This is a genomic window from Leptospira haakeii (assembly GCF_002812045.1).
GTDB lineage: Bacteria > Spirochaetota > Leptospiria > Leptospirales > Leptospiraceae > Leptospira_B > Leptospira_B haakeii.
In genome coordinates, this window is record NZ_NPEG01000034.1 from 1 (window position 1) to 1,101 (window position 1,101).

Below are 1,101 nucleotides of genomic sequence, written 5' to 3' on the forward strand. Positions count from 1 at the left end.
TGCCAATGCAACTGGCAAATTCGTAGTTAAAACAGACTCGGGCAAGGCTGCTATCCTTTGGGAGAATGGAGCGGACATATATATCGCTTTCCGAGATTTGACAGCGGCTAATTTCCCAGCTATTGGAACCGAAATCAAAGTAACAACTCGCCCGAATACATCCGGAGGGTTAGCTCTCGCAATGGGCGGAGGCGGAAAGGCCATCGCAGTTTGGTCAGTTGTTACTACCTCCACTTCATTATTTACGACTACGACAACCCATACCATTACGGGCAAAAATTTCCAAGGAGATGTGGCCGGTACAGCTGGAACTGGATTTGGTGTAGCTCTTCTGAGTGGAGTTGGAATGAATTGCGTGCTTGGTGCAGACAGTGACGGAGGAAATACTGCCGCGATTGCTGTAGGGTATGGGATTTCTACAAACGTAGTAAACGCTTATACCTATGACTTTGCAACTGGAACTAGACAGGCTGGTCCTATTGCGTTAACTGGCACTGCAACGGGCGGTGGGTATGTTGGCTCTATTAATGTAAGTGCATCTTCAGGTAAGGCATTTGTTACTTGGAAGAGAAGTGATGCCTATTTGTTTGCTAGAGCATACGATATGATTGCGAATACTGCTTTGGCACCGAACGTACAAACTATAAGTGCGAATATAGGATCTTATAGTCCTGTTGCAACTGGTGGATTCGGTTTGGTTTCCTACAACTCTACTAAGAATACAGGTATCTACCTCAGAGTAGTGGACCTTTCAGACGGAGCCTTGGAATATACTACTGCGCTACAATTGGATACTTCTAAAAGTGCAAAGAGCAGAAAACCTGGAGGCTTGTATCTCGTATCAGGAAATATCATCACTCTTTGGGAACATGAAGAGTCTTCTAAAAGAACCATCCGAGGAAGATCGGCTACAATGGGAGCGAATTTAGTAGCAAAAGGCTCCGGAGAATTCTTCGTGAGCACTACGAATTTCGGAAACCAAACCGGGCCTAAGATTGCGGTCAAGGATACGACTGGATTCGTGGCTTGGTGGGCTACCGATTCTACCCAGCAAAATATCCGAGGTTACTCTTTGGATATGCTGAATCCTGGTGCGCTTCA

Annotated in this window: 1 pseudogene; it reads left to right on the plus strand. The window is 46.0% G+C overall.

Annotated features, from left to right (window positions below):
• A pseudogene (locus CH377_RS19755) lies at positions 1–1,101 on the plus strand (hypothetical protein); the annotation flags it as partial.